17 protein-coding genes, 1 tRNA gene and 1 pseudogene are annotated in these 18,923 nt (G+C 64.2%); 11 read left to right on the top strand and 8 right to left on the bottom strand.

Annotated features, from left to right (window positions below; genetic code table 11):
• Positions 1-6 precede the first annotated feature (6 nt).
• Positions 7-1,137, top strand: coding sequence for a GNAT family N-acetyltransferase (locus tag C7W88_RS01950; protein ID WP_118072309.1), 1,131 nt, complete (start codon positions 7-9; stop codon positions 1,135-1,137).
• A gap of 10 nt (positions 1,138-1,147) precedes the next feature.
• Here the strand turns inward: C7W88_RS01950 and C7W88_RS01945 are convergent, their stop codons facing one another.
• Entirely contained in the window at positions 1,148-1,486 is a 339-nt protein-coding gene (locus C7W88_RS01945) for a sel1 repeat family protein (RefSeq protein ID WP_118072308.1), read from the bottom strand.
• A 294-nt stretch (positions 1,487-1,780) separates the two neighbouring features.
• Here C7W88_RS01945 and dksA point away from each other — a divergent pair, with 294 nt between their 5' ends.
• From dksA to C7W88_RS01920, 5 genes are all read left to right on the top strand, one after another.
• Entirely contained in the window at positions 1,781-2,239 is a 459-nt protein-coding gene (gene dksA / locus C7W88_RS01940; RefSeq protein ID WP_039332497.1) for an RNA polymerase-binding protein DksA, read from the top strand.
• Between the two features lie 180 nt (positions 2,240-2,419).
• Complete coding sequence (locus C7W88_RS01935) at positions 2,420-2,776, top strand: PilZ domain-containing protein (protein WP_240344767.1); 357 nt, start codon at positions 2,420-2,422, stop codon at positions 2,774-2,776.
• 40 nt (positions 2,777-2,816) lie between these two features.
• Entirely contained in the window at positions 2,817-4,283 is a 1,467-nt protein-coding gene (locus tag C7W88_RS01930; protein WP_118072307.1) for an ABC transporter substrate-binding protein, read from the top strand.
• A gap of 5 nt (positions 4,284-4,288) precedes the next feature.
• Entirely contained in the window at positions 4,289-4,717 is a 429-nt protein-coding gene (locus tag C7W88_RS01925) for a DUF4112 domain-containing protein (RefSeq protein WP_118074508.1), read from the top strand.
• Positions 4,718-4,815: 98 nt separating this feature from the next.
• Entirely contained in the window at positions 4,816-5,607 is a 792-nt protein-coding gene (locus C7W88_RS01920) for a triacylglycerol lipase (protein ID WP_118074507.1), read from the top strand.
• Here the strand turns inward: C7W88_RS01920 and C7W88_RS01915 are convergent.
• Positions 5,604-7,661: a molybdopterin oxidoreductase family protein gene (locus C7W88_RS01915; RefSeq protein ID WP_118072306.1), complete on the bottom strand. Its 2,058-nt coding sequence runs from the start codon at positions 7,659-7,661 to the stop codon at positions 5,604-5,606. The genes C7W88_RS01920 and C7W88_RS01915 overlap by 4 nt on opposite strands.
• Positions 7,662-7,854: 193 nt before the next feature.
• Between C7W88_RS01915 and C7W88_RS01910 the strand changes: the two genes are divergently transcribed.
• From C7W88_RS01910 to C7W88_RS01890, 5 genes are all read left to right on the top strand, one after another.
• Positions 7,855-9,288 (top strand): circularly permuted type 2 ATP-grasp protein, encoded by a 1,434-nt coding sequence (locus C7W88_RS01910; RefSeq protein ID WP_118072305.1) that lies wholly within the window; start codon positions 7,855-7,857, stop codon positions 9,286-9,288.
• On the top strand, positions 9,288-10,235 hold the full coding sequence (locus C7W88_RS01905; protein WP_118072304.1) for an alpha-E domain-containing protein: 948 nt from the start codon (positions 9,288-9,290) through the stop codon (positions 10,233-10,235). Before C7W88_RS01910 ends, C7W88_RS01905 begins: the two co-directional genes overlap by 1 nt.
• Positions 10,236-10,241: 6 nt before the next feature.
• Positions 10,242-11,018 carry a transglutaminase domain-containing protein gene (locus C7W88_RS01900; protein ID WP_370073169.1) on the top strand — a complete coding sequence of 259 codons (777 nt, stop codon included), beginning with the start codon at positions 10,242-10,244 and terminating at the stop codon, positions 11,016-11,018.
• 114 nt (positions 11,019-11,132) lie between these two features.
• Positions 11,133-11,882, top strand: coding sequence for a proteasome-type protease (locus tag C7W88_RS01895; RefSeq protein WP_118072303.1), 750 nt, complete (start codon positions 11,133-11,135; stop codon positions 11,880-11,882).
• A gap of 292 nt (positions 11,883-12,174) precedes the next feature.
• Positions 12,175-12,795, top strand: a complete 621-nt coding sequence (locus C7W88_RS01890; protein WP_039332870.1) for a response regulator transcription factor — start codon at positions 12,175-12,177, stop codon at positions 12,793-12,795.
• A gap of 89 nt (positions 12,796-12,884) precedes the next feature.
• On the opposite strand, the gene C7W88_RS01885 is transcribed toward C7W88_RS01890, so the two are convergent.
• The 6 genes and pseudogenes from C7W88_RS01885 to C7W88_RS24290 form a co-directional block, all read right to left on the bottom strand.
• Entirely contained in the window at positions 12,885-13,553 is a 669-nt protein-coding gene (locus C7W88_RS01885) for an extensin family protein (protein WP_118072302.1), read from the bottom strand.
• A 100-nt stretch (positions 13,554-13,653) separates the two neighbouring features.
• Positions 13,654-13,729: transfer RNA gene (locus C7W88_RS01880), tRNA-Val, on the bottom strand.
• A 123-nt stretch (positions 13,730-13,852) separates the two neighbouring features.
• A pseudogene (locus C7W88_RS01875) lies at positions 13,853-15,833 on the bottom strand (TonB-dependent receptor family protein).
• A gap of 58 nt (positions 15,834-15,891) precedes the next feature.
• Positions 15,892-16,302, bottom strand: a complete 411-nt coding sequence (locus C7W88_RS01870; protein ID WP_118072301.1) for a hypothetical protein — start codon at positions 16,300-16,302, stop codon at positions 15,892-15,894.
• A gap of 68 nt (positions 16,303-16,370) precedes the next feature.
• Positions 16,371-17,435: a putative inorganic carbon transporter subunit DabA gene (locus C7W88_RS24295; RefSeq protein ID WP_162895865.1), complete on the bottom strand. Its 1,065-nt coding sequence runs from the start codon at positions 17,433-17,435 to the stop codon at positions 16,371-16,373.
• Between the two features lie 23 nt (positions 17,436-17,458).
• The gene (locus C7W88_RS24290; RefSeq protein ID WP_118072299.1) at positions 17,459-18,922 is read right to left on the bottom strand and encodes a putative inorganic carbon transporter subunit DabA; all 1,464 of its coding nucleotides are present in this window, start codon (positions 18,920-18,922) and stop codon (positions 17,459-17,461) included.
• Between the last annotated feature and the right edge of the window lies 1 nt (position 18,923).

The following is an 18,923-nucleotide window of genomic DNA, read 5'->3' as shown; positions in this document are numbered from 1 at the left end:
CGCCGTGTGACCTACACCGCGCGCATCCACAAGTCCGTCTCGGAAATCGCTGCCGAAGACTGGGATCGACTGGCGGGGCAGGGCAACCCTTTCGTATCCCACGCTTTCCTGCAGCTGCTCGAAGATTCGGGCTCGGTCGGTGGCCGTACCGGCTGGTCCCCGCTGCCCATCGTGATCGAGGGCGAGGGCGGGCGCCCCGCCGCCGCGCTTTCTGCCTATCTCAAAAGCCACAGCCAGGGCGAATATGTGTTCGACCATTCGTGGGCGGATGCTTGGCAGAGGGCAGGGGGCAGTTACTATCCCAAGCTACAGATCAGCGCCCCGTTCACCCCTGCGACTGGCCCGCGCCTGCTCCTGGGCGACCGTCCCGACCTTGCGCTGCCGCTCCTGCGCGCCGCTGAACAGCTTTGCGACAACAACGGCCTGTCTTCCGCTCACGCCACTTTCATCGAGCCCGATCAGTTGCCCCTGTTCGAACAGGCCGGATGGCTCCCCCGTTCGGACATCCAGTTCCACTGGGAAAATCGTGGCTACGAATCCTTTGCCGATTTCCTCGGCGCGCTAAGTTCCGAAAAGCGCAAGAACCTGCGCAAGGAGCGGGCCCGCGCGCAGCACGGCGTCGAGATCCGGCAGTTCACCGGCGACGCCATCCGCCCCGAACACTGGGACGCCTTCTGGGTGTTCTATCAGGACACGGGCGCGCGCAAATGGGGCCGCCCCTATCTGACCCGCACTGCATTCGACCTGATCGGCGAGCGCATGGCCGACAAGGTTCTCCTCGTCCTCGCCTTTGATGGGGACGAACCGGTGGCCGGAGCACTCAACTTCATCGGCAGCGATGCGCTTTACGGTCGCTACTGGGGCGCGGTGGTGGAAAAGCCCTTCCTCCACTTCGAGTTATGCTACTACCAGGCGATCGACGCCGCCATCGCGCTCGGTCTGTCACGAGTGGAGGCGGGCGCCCAGGGCGGCCACAAGCTCGCAAGGGGTTACGAACCCGTGCGCACCTGGTCAGCCCACTACATCGCCGATCCCAACTTCCGCAGCGCGGTCGCCGACTTCCTCGAACGCGAACGCGCAGGCATCGCGCAGGACCAGATTTATCTGGGCGAAAGAACGCCGTTCAGGAAGGGGTGATTGGGCAGACTCAAGCCGCCGCGCGTCCGCTACGCAACCATTCGCGCGCGCGGCGCTGGGCTTCGGCGATCTCGCGCGCGGTCATCTCGTCGGCCACGTCTGCCCGGCATTGTGCGGCTTCGTCATGCCCACCGACGGCTGCAAGGTTGAACCACTTGTGCGCTTCGATAAGGTCGCAGTCCACGCCGTGGCTTCCGGTCGAATAGGCAACGCCCAGATCGAACAGCGCGCTCGTGTCGCCTGCAGCTGCGGCTGCCAGGCACGTTGCCACCAGCATGTCGGCAATGTCATGCGATTCGCCGATTGGTGCGCGTTCGTCCGCAACCAGCTTTATCCAGGCCTGTCCCATAACCTCTACCCCCTGAAAGGAAGACCGAACCCCCGGTCTTCCGACAAGGCAAAGGTCAACGATCTTGGTCAACAAATGGTTAACGACGAAACGATTCCGTTTTCGGATGAAACAGTTTGGGAAAACCTTGTGCGCCTGCTCACCCTTCAGTCGTCATTAATGCATCATAGCCGCCTAAGTGCTTGTGCGCGTCACGGGCCAATCCTATAGGCGCGCCAAGACAAGAGCTTGCACGCCTGACAAGGGAATGATGCAGGCCGGGAGGGGCGGATAGCTTGTTATGCGGAGGGCCGAATGGCTGGGGTCTTGAGTGACGAGATTGACGTTCTGGCAAAAGCGCGTCGTGCGATGCCGAGCGATTATGTTCCCAATGACGACGAACCCTACATGAATGAAGCCCAGCAGGACTGGTTTCGCCGCCTGCTGATGGAATGGAAGAAGTCGATCCTTTCCGCCGCGGCTGGTACGCTGACTGCACTTCAGGACGGACCGATCCGCGAACCCGACCTCAACGACCGCGCTTCGAGCGAGACCGACTGGGGTATCGAGCTGCGCACGCGCGATCGTCAGCGCAAGCTCATCGCCAAGATCGATTCCGCCATGCGCCGAATTGATGAAGGCGAATATGGTTACTGCGAAGTGACCGGTGAGCCCATCGGCCTTGGCCGCCTCATCGCCCGCCCGATCGCAACGATGACCGTTGAAGCACAGGAAGCGCATGAACGCAGGGAAAAAATTTCCCGCGACATGTGAGGCATGCGTCCTGGGCACGTCGTGTCCGGGACCATGACATTCAGGTTAACAAAGGGCGGCAGCAACTTCTTGTTTACCCTCGACGTTTAGGAAAGTTCTACGAATTTTGACTAGTTCGGTGCGTGCGGACCCACATGGGTTCACAAGCGTGGGTTTTCTCGAAGGAAGACAGGACCTTTGGTGACAGACATCGACCATCGGCAACTGGGGCGCGACAGCCTTTTCCTGATGGCCGAGGTGCGCCTTTCGGGCAGCGAGGCTGAACACCGCGTCAAGGTTCGCAATCTTTCCGCAGGCGGCATGATGGCCGAAGGCGAGATGAAGGTGCTGCGCGGAACGCCGGTCCAGGTGAACCTGCGCAACATCGGTTGGGTCGAAGGGGTTGTCGCCTGGATCCAGGACAACCGTTTCGGCATTGCCTTTGTCGAGGAAGTCGATCCCAAACTCGCTCGTGCTCCCGTTGGCAACGGGCCTTCGACACCGCGTTTCGTGAAAGTTCCGATCGCGACCCAGACGGGGCCATTGCGCAAGATCTGACCTGCTGGACGCTGGCGCGCTGCTGCCTTAGGCTGACGCCATGATCCTGCGCTACGCTGTCATTACTGCCTTGGCCCTTGCGCTTGGCGCTTGCGGAAAGTCGCGGGAAGGCACCCTTGAAATCGCCGTGATGGGCAGCGCCTCGGCACTTAAGGAGTCCGGACAGCGCCTTTCGCCTGCCGCGCAACTCCTGCGTTCTGCCACGCACGAAGGCCTTGTCGGCTTTGACGAGCAGGGCCGCGTCGTGCCAGCGCTGGCGGACCGCTGGATCGTTACCGACAACGGGCAGAGCTACATTTTCCGCCTGCGCGACGGCACCTGGCCCGATGGCAAGCGCATTACCGCCGATGCCGCCGCCGCTGCCCTGCGCAAGACCATTGCCGGGTTGAAAGGCAGGGCGCTGGGGCTTGATCTCGCCGCGATCGACGAAGTGCGCGTGATGGCCGATCGCGTGATCGAGATTGACCTGTCAGCGCCCGTTCCTGAATTGCTGATCCTGCTGGCCCAGCCTGAAATGGCGCTGCTTTGGCAGGGCAAGGGCACCGGACCAATGACGAAGGGGCAGGACGAGGAAGGCGCCAGCACCTTTGCGCTCATCCCGCCCGAACAGCGGGGCTTGCCCAAGCAGCCCGACTTCGGCCGGCGCGCACGCAAGCTTGCGCTGACGTTCGCCTCGCCTGACAAGGCCGTGGCTCTCTTCAATGACGGCTATGCCGATGTCCTGCTCGGTGGGCGGATCGATACGCTGCCTCTCGCCGGCTCGATCGGGCTAACCCGAGGCAACGTCCAGCTTGATCCGGTCATCGGCCTGTTCGGCCTGATGGTCGATAGCACCCAGGGTTTTCTCGGCGCTTCTGCCAATCGCGAGGCGCTGGCCATGGCGATCGACCGCGAGGCGGTGATTGGCCGGTTCAATATCGGCGGCTGGCAGGGTACCACCCGCGTCGTCTCGCCCGATGTCGAGGACGATCTCGGCACGATTGGCGAACGCTGGCAGGGCATGTCCGTCGAGGAACGTCAAAGCCAGGCGGCCGCCCGTGTTTCTGCCTGGAAAGGTGCCGGCAGAAGCATCCCGACGCTCAACGTCGCCATGCCGTCGGGGCCTGGCTCGGGACGGGTCTTTGACCAGTTGCAAAGCGATTTTGCTCGCATCGGCCTGTCGATCCGGCGCGTGGGTGAGCGGGACCGGGCAGACTTGCGCCTGGTTGACATCGCCGCGCGCTATGGCCGGGCCACGTGGTTCCTCAACCAGCTGTCATGCACCGTGCAAAAGGCGGTGTGCAGCCCCGTCGGAGACGAGCGCGTGATCGAGGCCCGCAAGTCGGTCGATCCGGCCGCGCGTGCGGCCTTGCTGGCCGAGGCCGAGGCTGAAATCACTGCGGCCAACGGTTTCATCCCGATTGCCCGGCCCTTGCGCTGGTCGATGGTTCGCAGCGGCACGTCGGGCTTTGCGGCGAATCCGTGGGGATGGCATCCCTTGCCGCCGATGGCATGGCTTCCCAGATAAAGGGCATGGACCACTCCGTTTCTGCCACCCGTCCCCAGCGCATTCGCCCGGAATTGCCGGGCATCGGCAACGATCCCGCCGCGGTGCGCCAGCGTATCGAAATGCTTGAGCGCGTGCTCGAACGCAGCTTCACCATCCCCGGCATCCGCCGCGATGTGGGCCTGGATGCAATTGCGGGTCTTGTCCCGATTCTGGGTGACGTGCTGACCGCCGCGATGGGCGCTTATATCGTATGGGAAGCGCGCAACCTTGGCCTGCCGAAATGGAAGCTGTGGCGCATGGGCGCGAATGTTGCGTTCGATACAGCGCTCGGCGCCGTGCCGCTGGTGGGCGATGCCTTCGACTTGTTCTTTCGCTCGAACTCGCGCAATCTCAGGATCCTGCGCAAGCATCTCGACAAGCACCATCCCCAAAGCCGCGTGATCGAGGGGTGATTTGCGCCGGGTGTCGATTCTTGACGCGAATTTGAAACAATTGCCAAATGCTGGCGTTCACCCGCGGTTAGGCCGATAGCGCGCAGGCAATGGCAATGATGTTCAACCTTCAAGAGCGGACGGCGGGAATCAGGCAGACAGCTGCCCGTCTTGCGGTGTTGCGCAACGAAATCGCCAGGCGCGGCGCGCTGGCATTCCAGCCGCGTCCGGCTGCCGCTCGTGGCCCGAAATGGCAGGCGCTGCTTGGCGAATTGCGCACGCCGGTGGAGCATTGGCAGGCGTCCCGACAGGACCTGGTGCCGAACGAACCCGCCGCGCAACCGCGCGCCGTCATGCTGCTGCCGGGCTTCGGCACGCACCCCGTGCGCATGAAGCCGCTCCGCCTTGCGCTGGAAGCTGCCGGACATCGCGTCAGCGACTGGGGCCTCGGCTTCAACTTCGGCCCGACCGAGGACCGCTTCGAACGCTTGTGCGAGCGTGTCGTGGCGATGGCGCGCAAGGAAGGCGAGCCGCTGGTGCTGGTCGGCTGGAGCCTTGGCGGCCTGTTCGCGCGTGAGGTGGCCAAGCGCCATCCCGAAGCCGTGCGGCTGGTCGTAACCATGGGCACGCCCTTTTCCGGAGACCGCCGCGCCAACAACGCCTGGCGCGCCTACCAGTTGATCGCCGGACATTCCGTGGACGAACCGCCGATCGGGCAGGACATGGCGGCCAAGCCGCCGGTGCCCACCATCGCCCTGTGGAGCCCCCGCGACGGCATTATCGCACCCCGCTCCGCCTGTGGTCGCAAGGGCGAGCGAGATCTTGCGATTCCAATGCGTTGCACGCACCTCGGCTTCGCCGCGCATCCTGATGTGGCGGCGATGTTGAAGCGACTGGTGGCGACTTTCTAGGCCGCCTCCACCTCCACTGCGATCCCGCTCAGCGCTGCGTTGCCCGATAGCGGGTCGACTTCGTTCAGGGTGATGTCGTTGACGCTGACGCCGGGTTTGCCGAGGGCATTGGCCATGGCGACGCCGGGGAGGGCGTGGCCCCAGCCATGGGGGATGGAGACGGTGCCGGGCATCATGTCCTCGGTGACTTCGGCGGAAAGCCTTATTTCTCCGGCACTTGAGCGGACGCTTACGGTTGCGCCGTCGGTGATGCCGCGCTGTTCGGCATCGGCCGGGTGGATCATCACGGTGCAGCGATCCGGGCCCTTGATGAGGCGGTGACTGTTGGCGAGCCAGGAGTTGTTGGTGCGCAAGTGGCGTCTTCCGACAAGTCTCAGAGAACTAACGGAATCATCATTTTCGGGGATTTCCAACTCTCCGAGGCAAACCATGAACTCTGGTATGGCACAGGCCACACTCTTCGAGGCAGAGCGCAGGCGAGCGGGCAACTGTTCGGTGGGCGGTGGACCCAGATCGATGCCCGAGGAAGCATCCTCCACTTGTTGAAGAGTGAGGCCGTAGGGTCCGCTTTGGAGAAGTCCGTCAAGCGCCTCGCGCGGGGTCGGGGCCTGCACCGGTTCCCCGCTGATCGCGCTGGCGAGGCCGCGCAGGATTTCCCAATCGTGCAAGCTTCCTTCGGCCTGCGGCAGGGTGGGGGGCGAATAGACCGCAATGGTGCGCGCGGCCATGGGCAGGAGGAACAGGCCGTAGTGGTCGCGCTCCAGCGGGCCGGAAGGGGGCAGGATGTAGTGGGCGTGGGCGCTGGTGGCGTTGCGGTAGATGTCGATGGAGACCATCAAGTCCAGCGAATCCAAGGCCTTGGCGAGGCGGGAGCCATTGGGCGTGGACAGGACGGGGTTTCCGGCAACAACGAACAGGGCCTTGATCTGGCCTTCGCCCGGTGTCTCGATCTCCTCGGCCATGGCGGCGGCGGGAAACTCGCCGAGGACCGAGCGGTGGCCGGAGACGCGCGAGGTGTGCTTGCCGATCGAGCCGGGCGGGAGGACGCTGACGGTGTCCACCGCTGGCCGCCCGAACACCCAGCCGCCCTCGCGATCGAGCTGGCCGGACGCTATGTTAATCAATGAGATAAGCCAGGCGTTCAGTGTTCCATGTGGCTGCGTCGCCACACCCATGCGCCCGTAGAGCGCTGCGGGGCCGGCGGCGAAGCGGTCAGCCAGGCGCTCGATTTCAGGCAAGGGGATGCCGCAGGCCGTGGCGCAGGCCTCGCTATCGAAGCGTTGCAGCAGGGTGCCGATCTCGTCGAGACCGGTGACGAAATCCTGCACCGGGCGGTGTGGCTTGCGCGCCATGACCGCTTGCAACAGCGCGATCAGAAAGAAGACGTCGGTGGCCGGTCGGATGAACAGGTGCCTGTCAGCGATCTTCGCGGTCTCGGTCTGGCGCGGGTCGATGACGACCAGTTGGCCACCACGGGCTCGCAAGTCCCTCATGCGATTGCGGAAATCGGGGACAGTCCACAGCGAACCGTTCGACGCCATCGGATTGCCGCCGAGAATGACCAGCGTCTGCGTGCGGTCCGCGTCGGGAATGGGGAACATGCTGGCGTGGCCCCACAGGCGCAGATTGGCGACCTGATGCGGCATCTGGTCGACCGTGCTGGCCGAGAACTTGTTCCGCGTGCGCAGCGCCTTTTCCAGAAAGCCGATGTTGAGCGCGTTGCCATAGGAGTGCGCGTTTGGGTTGCCGACGTAGACCGCAGTGCTGCCGGGATCGCGGGCAAGGATGGCGCGGGTCTTTTCACCGATCTCGGCAAAGGCCTGTTCGAAGCTGATTTCGTGCCAGTCCGCCCCGATGCGCTTCAAGGGTTTGCGCAAGCGGTCAGGGTCTTCCTGCAGGTCTTGCAGGGCAGTGCCCTTGGGACAGATATGCCCGCGCGACAATGGGTTGTCGGGATCGCCCTTGATCGAAAGGACCTTGCCTGCATCGACCTCGACCAGCACGCCGCAGTTGGCTTCGCAGATGTGGCAGGTGCGCTTGTGGACCTGTGGCATCGCCGTTCTCCCGAACTTTTAGTTGAGCGATTAAGTCTCATTCCACGCGCGCCGAAGCAAGCGGAATTGCTTGCCGGATTCTTCGCCTCATTGCTGCAGCCAGTGCCCAGCAACTTTATTTCGCAGTGCAGCATTGGCGCGCTTGGCAAAGCGGATTCGTTGTGCAAGCTTGGGGCTCAGACGGGATGAGCCTATGAAAACAACCTCGCCCTCGTCGTATGACGAGATGCTCAACGCCGATGGATCGGTACGGTCAGCCTACGCTGGATATTGCCAGTGGTATGACGAGCAGCCGCCGGACCTTTTGAGGCGCAAGGGCAGCGAGGCCGAGGCCTTCTTCCGTCGCACCGGGATCACTTTCAACGTCTATGGCAACGAGGACGCGGAAGAGCGCCTCATTCCCTTCGACATGGTGCCGCGGATCATCACCGCGCAGCAATGGCGCAAGCTGTCGCGCGGGATCGAGCAGCGGGTGCGGGCGCTCAACGCATTTCTGCATGACCTGTATCACCGGCAGGAGATCGTGCGGTCGGGCAGGCTTCCGGCGCGCCTGCTCAAGGGCAATGTGGCGTTCCTGCCCGAGATGGTCGGCTTCACGCCGCCCGGCGGGGTCTATACCCACATCGTCGGCATCGACCTTGTCCGTACCGGCGAGGACGATTTCATGGTGCTGGAGGACAATGCCCGCACTCCGTCCGGGGTCTCCTACATGCTGGAGAACCGCGAGACGATGATGGCGATGTTCCCGGAACTGTTCACCCGCGTGCGGGTGCGCGAGGTTTCGGACTATCCGCGCCGCCTTGCCCGCAGCCTTGCGGCCTGCGCGCCGCCCGCGTGCGACGGCAAGAAGCCGGTGGTGGCAGTGCTGACGCCGGGGATCTACAATTCCGCCTACTTCGAGCACGCATTTCTTGCCGACCAGATGGGTGCGGAACTGGTCGAGGGTAGCGACTTGCGCGTGGAAAACGGGCGCATCGCGATGCGGACCACTTGCGGATACGAGCCGATCGACGTGCTCTATCGCCGGGTGGATGACGAATATCTCGATCCGCTGACGTTCAATCCCAATTCCGTGCTGGGCGTATCGGGCATCATGGACGTCTATCGCGCGGGCGGGATCACGATTGCCAATGCGCCGGGGACGGGGATCTGCGACGACAAGGCAATCTATTCGTTCATGCCCGAGATCGTCGAGTTCTACACCGGCGAGAAGCCGATCCTGCAGAACGTGCCGACCTGGCGCTGTGCCGAGCCGGAATCGCTGAAGTACGTGCTCGACAATCTGGCCGAGCTGGTGGTCAAGGAAGTGCACGGTTCGGGCGGCTATGGCATGCTGATCGGGCCGACCTCTTCGCGCAAGGAACTGGCCGCGTTCGAGGCCAAGCTGCGCGCCAAGCCCGAGAACTACATCGCGCAGCCGACGCTTTCGCTCTCGACCGTGCCGATCCTGACCAAGGCCGGGCTGGCGCCGCGCCATGTCGACTTGCGACCGTTCGTGCTGGTCAGCCCCAACGGCATCGACATCACGCCGGGCGGCCTGACGCGGGTGGCGCTGAAGAAGGGTTCGCTGGTGGTCAATTCGTCGCAAGGCGGCGGGACCAAGGACAGCTGGGTACTGGACGACTGATGTTAGGTAGATCCGCAAACGGCATTTTCTGGCTGTTCCGCTACCTCGAGCGCGCGGAGAACATCTCGCGCCTGATCGAGGCGGGGTTCCGCATGGCGCTGACCCGCGACGCTTCCGATGCTTCGGACGAGTGGCGCTCGCTGATCGTGACGCTGGGGCTGCGGCCGGGCTACGAAGCGCGATACGGCCCCGAGTACACCGGCAGCCACGTGTTCAACTACATCCTGCGCGACAAGGACAATCCCGGCAGCGTGCTGGCAATGACCGAGATGGCCCGGACCAACGCGCGCATGGTGCGAGGCGGCATTACGCGCGAAGTGTGGGAATCGGTCAACGACGGCTGGATGAAGCTCAAGGAAGCGCTGGCGCGACCGGTCACGGAGACGCGGCTGGGCGATGTGCTCGATCTTGTCCGGCGGCAGTCGACGCAAGTGCGCGGGGCCATGGAAGGCACCATGCTGCGCAACGAGATCTACAACTTCGCGCGGCTAGGCAGCTTCATCGAGCGGGCGGACAACACCGCGCGCATCCTCGACGTGAAATACTATGTGCTGCTGCCCTCGATATCCTATGTCGGGTCGAGCCTCGACAATGTGCAGTGGGAAAACGTGCTGCGCTCTGTGGCGGGCGAGCGGGCCTATCGCTGGCTCAATGCCGGGCGGATGGACCCGCGCGGCATTGCCGAGTTCCTGATCCTCGACGGACGTTTCCCGCGCAGCCTGGCATTCTGTTATTCCAAGCTGCGATCAAACCTCGCGAGCCTGGCGCGGGAGTATGGCAGTGAGATGCACTGCCATGAAATCCTGCGCGATGCCGATTGCCAATTCCATCAGGCGACGATCGATGCGATCTTCGAGCAGGGCCTGCACGAGTTCATCGGCACGTTCATTCGCAACAACACCACGCTGGCGATGCAGATCCAGCGCGATTATCGCTTCATCGACTAGGGTTCCATGCGCCTCGCCATCGATCATACCACGCATTACGTGTTCACGGGACCGGTCAGCCGGGGCCTGCAGAGGCTGCGGTTGAAGCCCAAGACTTCTGCCGGGCAGCGCGTGCTTGAATGGCGGATGTCGTTCGAAGGGGCGCAGCTGCAGTGCGAATACGATGATGCCCATTGCAATCATGTGGCGTTGATCTCGTTCGATCCGGGCGTGCAGGAAGTGACGATTCGTTGCGAAGGCCTTGTGGCCACCAACGATGAAGCCGGGATCATGGGCAAGCATTCGGGCTTCGTGCCGATGTGGCAATTTCTCGAGCCGACCGACCTGACCAAGGTTGGCCCCCGCATCCGCTCGCTGGTTTCGGCGTTGTCGCAGGAGGGGAACACGCTTGCCACGCTGCATGCCCTCTCCGCGCTGATCCGCGAGCGGGTGGCCTATTCGACCGGGCACACCAATGCCGAGACGACGGCCGAGAGTGCGCTCGCGGCGGGACGGGGCGTGTGCCAGGATCATGCGCACGTGTTCATCGGCGCGGCGCGGTCGCTGGGGATACCGGCGCGCTATGTCAGTGGTTACCTGATGATGAATGACCGGATCGAGCAGGACGCCGGCCACGCCTGGGCGGAGGCGCATGTCGAAGGGCTGGGCTGGGTCGGCTTTGACGTGTCCAACGGCATCAGCCCCGATGCCCGCTATGTCCGCGTGGCGACCGGTCGCGACTATCAGGATGCAGCCCCATCACCGGTATTAGATACGGTGCGCTGGACGAGACGATGCATGTGAAGCTTGCCGTGGAACAGCAGCGTGTGGAACAATAGACCACACGTTATTAGGCCGAGACAGGCATTAGGCTTGGACAGGCATTAGGCTGGGACAGGGCAAGATCGGGGCAAGGCGATGACGTATTGCGTGGGGATGATCCTCGACAAGGGCCTGGTGATGATGAGCGACACCCGGACCAATTCGGGCGTCGACAACATATCCGTGTTCCGGAAAATGCATCATTGGTCCGTGCCGGGCGAACGCCAGATCACGATCATGACCGCCGGCAACCTGGCGACGACGCAGGCCGTCATCTCGCAGCTTGAGGAGCGCAACAAGGCGCCAAGCGATCGGCGGCCTTCGATCCTCGAAGCGCCGACCATGTTTCAGGTGGCGACGCTTGTCGGCAATCTCCTGCGCAACGTGATCGAGGGGCGGCAGGACAACGGGATGAAGTCGGAGGGGCCGCGCTTCACGGCATCGATGATCGTGGCCGGGCAGATCCAGGACATGGAGCCGCGGCTGTTCATGATCTATCCGGAGGGCAACTTCATCGAGGCCAGCTTCGATACGCCGTTCTTCCAGATCGGGGAGACCAAGTACGGCCGCCCGATCCTGCTGCGCGGCTATGACCGAACGATGAGCTTCGAGGATGCGGTGAAGCTGCTGATGGTCTCGTTCGACTCGACGGTGGCCGCCAATCTTTCGGTCGGGCTGCCGTTCGACCTGCTGGTGATGGAGCGTGACCGCTTCGAGCCGCTGCACCAGCGCCGAATTCTGGCGAGCGATCCTTACTTCAAATCGATCTCGTCGAGCTGGAGCGAGGCACTGCGCCAGGCCTTCCATTCGCTGCCGGACTACACGTTCAAAGCGGACGAGGGCTGATTCCGGAACAGCGATACGAAAAAACTGATTCGAGAATATCGATTCGAAACGAGGCGTTCCTGGTTAATGTCGGCTTTTCAAGATGCTCATAAGTGATGGAACTGCTTGCGAAAAACCGGCGAATTTTGTGTCCTGCATCACATTTTTTGGTTAACCTCGCCCTAAATGGTCCGTTCCGGAAGCGTTCATCCTAAGGAAAAACCTTTATAGCAGGCCGATGAACGTCAGTTCTGGTTCATTACGAAGCTAACCCAAGTGGCAAAGTCAAAAAATCAGGCGCTTAATGAGCGTCATGGTTGATCGTGTCACACTTCATATCCTCGATGGGGATTCCGCTCGTAGGGCGCAATTGGCCCGGCTTGCTTTCGCTGCCGGCCATCACGCCGAGATATACGCCAATGCCGAGGAGCTGCTGGCGCATGCGCCTTCCGGCGGCCTTGTCCTGGCCCAGGATGAGCCGGTGGGAGAAGGCATCCCGCGGCTCATTTCGGTGATGATGCAGGCGGGCCACTGGCTGCCGGTCATCGCAATCGCCGAACCGCCGCAGACTGCCGCGGTCGTCCGTGCCATCAAGGCCGGTGCGCTTGATTATCTCGCCATGCCGACGCAGATCGGCCCCCTGAATGAAGCCGTCGCCCGCGCCAGCCGCGAAGCCGAAGCCTACCGCGCCCAGCGCGCCCGTGCCGCCGAAGCGCGTCAGCGCATTGCCCGCCTTTCCCTGCGTGAACGTGAAGTCCTCGATCGCCTTGCCGAAGGGCAGAGCAACAAGGCGATCGCGCGCGAGCTCGACATCAGCCCGCGCACCGTGGAAATCCATCGCATGAAGATGATGGGCAAGCTTGGCGCCCGCCATGCCGCCGAAGCGGTCCGCCTGCGGATCGAGGCGACCGGACTGGACGACGTCGCCGCCTGACGCAACTTGGCACGATTGACCGGAACGCGAAGGGCGGGGGGCAACCTCCGCCCTTTGCTTATGCGGGTCGGCGATCTAGGGTCAGGACCCTAGCGGCAGAAGGATTTGAGGCCGCCCGGCTCAAGATGCAGATGATCGCGGTGGGCGGCGTTGTAATCCGGGGTCAGAACGGTGCCGAAGCGCTTGCAGGCGCTGTCGCGGATCGTGCGGAGAAATGCGCGGACCTGGGGTGACTGCGAATTCCAGTCGTTGACGATGCTGATCCGCCGGCCGTCGGCAAGGCGGAAGGCCGCTATGTCGATCGCATTGGCAGTTGCGTGGGCTGACAGGCGGCTGGTGCCCGCGACGTTGCGGCAGGAATAGCTGCCCATCGTCTCGATCCGTTGCAGCGGGCTGCCGAGGATCTGGCGCGCAGCGCGGTCAACGCCGAAACGCGCCCAACCTTGCAGCGCGGTGGCTGCCGGGCAGGAGACGGGACCAAGATTGGTGACGTTGAGCAGGCCATTGTCGGCCTGCAGGGATTCAAGCCGAACGGTGCCAAGGGTCGAGCAGCCCGCGCCGTAATATTGATCAGAGAGCGGGGTGAAACGCGCTTGCGCGGCGCCAAGATTGGCAAGGCACGCCCGCGTCTGCGGGGACTGGCTGAGCGAAGCCCCAGTGCTTCCGCGCGACGGCTTGCGCACCGGCTGGTCGGGCGAACCGATGCACCCGGCAAGCGTGGCGGTCAGCGATAGGGCGATGAGAGCGCGCCGGACCATGCAGCGGACGATACCGGCAATCGCCTCGCTTGCACAGCACGCAGACGCACGGACTGTCGCATCGGGAGCATAGACCGGGGGAGCATGGGCTGGGAGGAAATGGTGGGCGCTGACGGGCTCGAACCGCCGACCCTCTCGGTGTAAACGAGATGCTCTACCAACTGAGCTAAGCGCCCCTCTTGCGAGGTGGGGCGCTATTGCGCGGATTCGCCGGCAAGGTCAATGGGGTGCGGGGATGAAGATCGAGCAAGCGTAGTGACGGCAGCTTTGTCTGCCGCCACCACGCTTCGTTCAAGATGTCAGAACCTGGCGCGCAGGCCGGCATAGATCGCCCGGCGCTCAACCGGATAGTAGATTGCCGAGGTGCCAGTGGCGGTGATGACGGCGGCGATGTCGCCCACGGCCTTCTTGCTGGTGATGTTGCGCAGATCGGCGAAGAGGTCGATATCCTTGCTGACCGAGGCTCCCGCGCTGAGGCCTATCAAGGCATAGCCCGGCGCGCGCACGGTATTGCGATAGTCCGCAAAGGCGCCTTGCGGCACCCATTCCAGGCTGGGTGCGATATGCAGGGCATCGCTGCCCAGCCGGACTTCGCTGCGCAGGACATGGCGTGGCACGACGGGGAGGCGGTTGTTCGCAAACTGGATATCGCCGCGGAAGCGGAAGTCCGAATATTGCCAGATCTGGCGAAGGCGCAGCCAATCAGCCGGCTGCCATGAGAGACCGGCCTCGACGCCCTGATGGCGCGTGCGCCCTGCGTTGAACGTGGCGGCGGGAATGCCGACGTTGGCATCCGGTGTGTATTGCAGCATCTCGCCGGTAAGGTCGGCGCGATAGAGCGATATGTCCCATTCCAGGGTGCCCAGGCGGCCACGAGTTCCCAGTTCTGCCGTCCAGGCGCGCTGTGGGCGCACAGGGACGAACGCGGCTTGCTGGGCGAGCTCAACAAAGGTCGGAAACTCGGCCGAGCGGCTGTAGTTGGCATAGACCTGAACCCCGGCGGCCGGAGTCCACAGGGCACCGAAGCGGGGGAGAAGGCATCGAAGGCAGCGTTGCCTGTCACCGTGGACGGCAGTTCGCGGTCCTGTCGACGCGCGCCGTTGGCATAGATGCCCCGGCAATCAGCGTCAGGCTCTCTGCGGGGGAGACCCGCAGTTCGCCATAGGCAGTGGACGTGCGCGCGCGCTGCAGTGCGCGGAAGGTGAGCGCGCCGCGCTTGCCGCCGTTGTTGATGAACTGGCGGGCGCGGGTCGTGCCCCACCGGGATTCGCCGCCCAAAGTGAGCGAAACGATTCCCGCCTCCCATTCGGCACGGGCGAAGAGGCCGCGATCGTCCGACTTCTGGTCGATCACCATGAAGATCGGGTGATCGAGCTGCTTGATGTTGTAGAAGCCGCCAAAGGTGAGCTGCAGGGTTCCGAGGCTGATGGCGGTGCGGTTCTGCAGGCGCAGGGAATCGATGTTGCGTTCCTGATCGCCAGTAAAGTTGCCCTTCTGCGGCGTGGCCAGGGCATCGACGAGGGAGAGTGCGCCGGGCAGTTCTTGCCGGATATGGTTGGCGGTGACGTAGAAGCGGGTGCTGAGGTTTTCGGCCAGAGCCAGACCGACGTTGCCATTGAAGCGCAGCGACCGGCGATTGGCGTGCTGACGGTCACCATCGTGGCGTTCGGCGCTGATTCCGGCCCAGGCGTTTGCCGCGCTATCGCCGAAGCCTGCGGAAACGAGGCCGCGCGCAAGGCCGAACGAGCCGCCATCGACGCGGGCGTACAGCCCATGCGCCTTGTCGCCGCGCGGCGTGACGCCATTGATTGCGCCGCCCAGGGTTCCCGAACCGAAGCGGAGAGCATTGGCGCCGCGATAGACCTCGAGATGATCGAGGAAGATCGGCTCAAGCTCCTGGAAATCGCCGTTGTCGTCGGCGAGATTTATCGGCACACCGTCCTGAAGCAGCGTCAGTCCGCGCATGTGGAAGCTGCGTGAAAGGCCCGATCCGCGGATGGAAATGCGGACCTCCTGCCCGAAGCGCGGCTGTGCGTAGACGCCGGGCGAAAAGGCCAGCGCATCGCGCAGGGAGACCACGGTGCGGTCGGCGAAGTCTTCGTAGGTGACGACATCGGTGCCGCCTGGGGTCTGCGTGGCCTGTTGTTCGGCGAGGGAGGCATCGTTCTGGCCGATGACGATGATCGCCGCGCCTTCGGCGGCAGCGTCTTCGGCGTGGGCAGGAGTGGCGAGCGAGAAGGCCATGGCCAGCGGGGCCACGGCAAGTATGCGGGTAGTCATGCGGAGAACGCTTTCGATCGCGTCTGGGTTCAGACGGCGGGCAGAGTGACCGGTTCGGTCAGGCTATCGAGGTGGCGATTTCCGAGGGCGGGCCGCACGGGGGCGGCAGGATGCGGCGCGATGGCGCAAGGCGCGGCATCGCGATGGCGAGAAAGCCCAGCGCCAGCACGAATGCCAGCGCAAGGGCGAGCTGGATCGGATCGGCTCCGCCCAGAAGAGCGGCACCGTGGCCAGCGAAAGTGCAGGGCTTGTGATCCTTGGCGGCGGTTTCCTTCGCGCCTTGCGGGACGGTGACCTGAACGGACGAGCGCGCACCGGTGCTGTCGGCACAGACCAGAATGGTAATCGCGCGCGAGGTGCCGCTGACCATGTAGCCTTGCGGGATCACGGCCTTCATGGCGAGCGCCAGCGCGACCAGCAGCACTGCCAGATGGCGATTATGCAGCAGGAATGTGCGCAGGCCCCTCATGGCGCCCGCCCCTAGGAGCAGAGGCGGGCGGTGTCATGGGTTTTCATCAAGTTTTCAGCAGCAGCCGATCAGCAGGGCCGAGACGTCCATTCGCCGCGGACCCAGTGGTGGGCCTTGTGCTTCCACGGATCGATGACGACAAGATTGATCCAGCCGTTCTCGACCAGTCGGCCAACCACATCGTGCGCCAGGACGATATCCTGGACTCGCTGGAGCGGCGCTTCGATGACGACTGCGAGGCGGCGCGGGGTGTGGTAGGGCGTGCCATCGTCATGGAACAGCGACTGCCGGGGCAGGCCGACACAGAGATCGCCGCCGCTGCCCTGCACGACGCCAAAGCCCCCGACCACATTCTGCGTCGTCTTGTCGCCCGCGCCGAATACCTCGTTGTCGATGGTCGAGAACAGGTACTGGCAATTGATCCACTGGGCGACGATCATCGGCGCGGTCATGATGCCGGCCAGAGCGCTGCCGTCCTTGTCCCTTGTCCAGTCATAGCTGTGAAGAAAGGCGTTGCCGCCAAGGTCGATTTCCGCCGTCAGCGCGCGCGGGCCGACGATGAAGGCGGCGTTGCCGGACAGGCCCCATTCCGGGCGCACTTCGCCCCAATGCATGGCGCCGGTCAGCAGGTCGTCGGCAGAGCGGCCGAGGCGGGCGGCGCGCTCTTTGAGGCACTGCGCACCGGCGCTCTGCAGGGCCTGCTCGAACCTGGCGAGATCCGCCGCGTGGCTTGCCGGCACGAGCTGGCGATCGAAGATCTCGACCACGTCGCGGGTGGTGTCATGCTGCGCGGCGATGAACCAGCTGTCGTCCGGAATGGCAATGCCTTGATCGGTAAGGCCTGCGCGGACCTGACCATCGTTGAGAATGGCAGCCATGAGCCGTGCGTTCGGGCCGCCGGGATGGCCGCCGCAAGCGCCGCAATCGAGACTTGCCGCGAAGGCATTGTTGGTGGTGCAACCGCCGTGGCCAACAAGCGCAACGAGGCGCGCGGTATCGGGCGAAAGCCCGGTCAACGAGAACATGGTGCGGGCGTAGGCGATGCGCTGTTCCAGCGGGATCGCGTTGGTGCCGTGGCCATGGCCATGATCGTTGCAGGCGGCGGGCGTGAGGACGTGTCCCCGCTCGCCCACCAGCCGTCTGCGGAAGGCATCAGTCAGGCGGGGGCAAGCGTGCGTGCGAGCAGGGCCACCGCTGCCAGCGGACCAGCGGCTTCCGCCGTCGCAAAGCCTGTGGCGCCGCTCTTGTTCGTGTCCAGCATGGCGCGGGCATCAGCGAGGGCGGCATGACGCGCCAGCAGGGCGTTCGCCTCGGCCTCCTGCCCTTGCGCAGCGCGTTCGGCTACGACGTGAGAGGGCGAAAGCAGGACCGGCAGCTGATTGCGTTCCGGTGCATCGCAGGCCGGAGAGATGGCGATCGGCAATCCGAAGAAGCCGGCATAGCCCACCGTTTCATAGCGACCCTGCGCTTCCAGCGCCCGGCGCATGGGTTCGGAGCGGACATCGATGCAGAACACGGCCTGGGCTTCCGCCGCCGGAGCCTTGACCTTTGCGGTCAGCCTGGCCGAAGCGCCTTCGAGCTGGGGGGCGATCGTGCCGAGGAAGCTGGCCTCTGCCGCCTGCTGGAAGATCAGGCCCAGTTCGGCCAGCGACATCGCGGCGATCCGGTTGAGGCTGTCCCGCGCGGCGGGCGACCAGATGGCGGACGCTTCCATATCAAGGCCGAAATGGGCAAGCAGCGTCCGGCAGACATGGGCGTGCTGGCGGGAAGGTTCCGCGAGCGCCCTGGGACCGCTGCGGACGCTGCCTTCAACGAGCGCGACGAGAGCCATCAGTTCGATCATCGAGGCCGGGGCGGATGCACTCGCTGCGGGGCCGCCATGCTCGCTACGCCAGCGCAAGTGCGCGGCCCAACCCGGCAAGGCGGCGACGAGGCCGCGCAGCCAACCTAAACGCCGGTCGCGCGAGACGCCATCGCGGCGGGCGGCAAAGAGCAGCATCTCGAGAGGGTCGGCAGGTGCATTCGCAAGCCAGTGCGCGGCAGTTTCGTCGCCGGCCCGGACAAGGCCCGGATCGTGCCGAAGCGCGGCGCTGACGCTGCTGTACAGGCCGTGCTGGCGACCGGGCAGGGTGAGCGTGGCGTTGCGGTCGAAGAAGGCCGCGAGGTACCGCGCAAGCACGGCGATCGGCGTGGTGAGTTCGCGCCTGGCAACCGGGGTGTCGTCTGCTGGCAGCTCGACAAGGCGCGCCACCAGAAGGTTATAGGCGTTGAGATCGGGGCCGAGCGGCGCGAATGCGGGCTCGAGACCGCCAAGCGCCGTGACCACGGCCTTGCGGAAAGCGATGTCTTCGATGCGGCCTTCTGCCTTGAGCGCGCGCCACTGCATCAGGGAGAGGGAGGGGCGGGCACCGAACAGCTCGGCAGCTTGCGGCAGGGCGTCTTCGAACGGGAGGTCTTCGAAACCCGACAGCGGATTGACGGCGATGGCGCTGTCCAGCGGCCAGAGCGGGGCAACAGTCTGACTGGCGATATCCACCAGGGCCTGGAGTTCGCGCCGTTCTTCCTGAAGGCTGGCTGGAACGCCGGTATCGGGTGCGAGTGACGCGGTAGCAATGTTCATG

This window comes from Novosphingobium sp. THN1 (assembly GCF_003454795.1).
Taxonomy (GTDB): Bacteria; Pseudomonadota; Alphaproteobacteria; order Sphingomonadales; family Sphingomonadaceae; genus Novosphingobium.
This window is presented reverse-complemented; position numbering and strand designations above follow the sequence as displayed.